Here is an 891-nt window from a genome sequence, read left to right as displayed (position 1 = left end):
TGTTGCCCTGGATCAGCACGCGCCGCGCGGGGTGGCTGCGCAGGTAGTCGGCGTGCGCCTGCAGCAGCGACTGGAATTCGGGCTTCACCGAGTACTGGTCGAAATCGAAGTAGATGCTGCGCTTGGCGAGCGGGCTGTTCGGATTGTTCAGATCGTCGGCTGTTACCGTCGCGACGGCTTCACTCGAGGGCGTCGGCGCCGCGCCGGCATTCTCGGGCGTTTTCGCCGCGTGGTGGCAACCGGCCAGCAGGACGAAAGTTGCCAGGACCGCAATTCGCTTCATTTTGCTCATCGTTCTTCTCCAGCGGTTGACTGCGTTGAAAGCGGGGCGCGTGCCATTCGCACGCAGCCGTCCGGTCGCCATGGCGCGAAAGGTCCGGCTCCGTTGCCGTGATGCAGGTTCGTAAGCCGGTGGTGCGCCAGATGAAAGAATGTCGCGGCCGGAACGCCGGATCGCGGCGTCGCTGCAAACAGATTAGGAAAAATGTCACAACGTGCCCAGTTTCTCCGCATTTTTTGCGCAAACGCGACAGCCGGGAGGCATTCTTGCTTCCGCGCCTGGGGGGCGGTACGCGATGCCCGCCACGGCGCGTGACGGCGCCGCTCACGCCGCATCGTCAGAACTTGTGTCGCAGTCCCAGCGCAACGACGGCCTGGTTGCTGTTCGCGGAAGGCGTCATGGTCCAGACCGTCGCGTTGAACGCCGGATTGCCGTTGTCGCCGCTCACGCTCTGGTACGTGCCTTCGAGATACGCATCCGTGCGCTTCGACAGCGCATAGTCGGCCTGTGCGACGACCTGGTTCCATTTCGGGCGCGTCTGGCCCGTGCGGGTGTCTAAGCGGCCCATCGTGTATGTGTACGCGGCGGCGACGCTCAGCGCGCGCGTGACG

Annotated in this window: 1 protein-coding gene and 1 pseudogene; both read right to left on the bottom strand. The window is 64.4% G+C overall.

The features are described 5' to 3' along the window. A pseudogene (locus A9Z05_RS37370) lies at nucleotides 1-292 on the bottom strand (peptidoglycan-associated lipoprotein); the annotation flags it as partial. A gap of 325 nt (nucleotides 293-617) precedes the next feature. Beyond that, a partial coding sequence (locus A9Z05_RS37365; protein WP_256121811.1) for a porin occupies nucleotides 618-891 on the bottom strand: 274 nt, incomplete at its 5' end.

Source organism: Burkholderia sp. A2, assembly GCF_001729305.1.
Lineage (GTDB): Bacteria > Pseudomonadota > Gammaproteobacteria > Burkholderiales > Burkholderiaceae > Burkholderia > Burkholderia sola.
The sequence above is the reverse complement of the archived record's forward strand: the minus strand, read 5'-3'. Positions and strand labels throughout refer to the sequence as shown.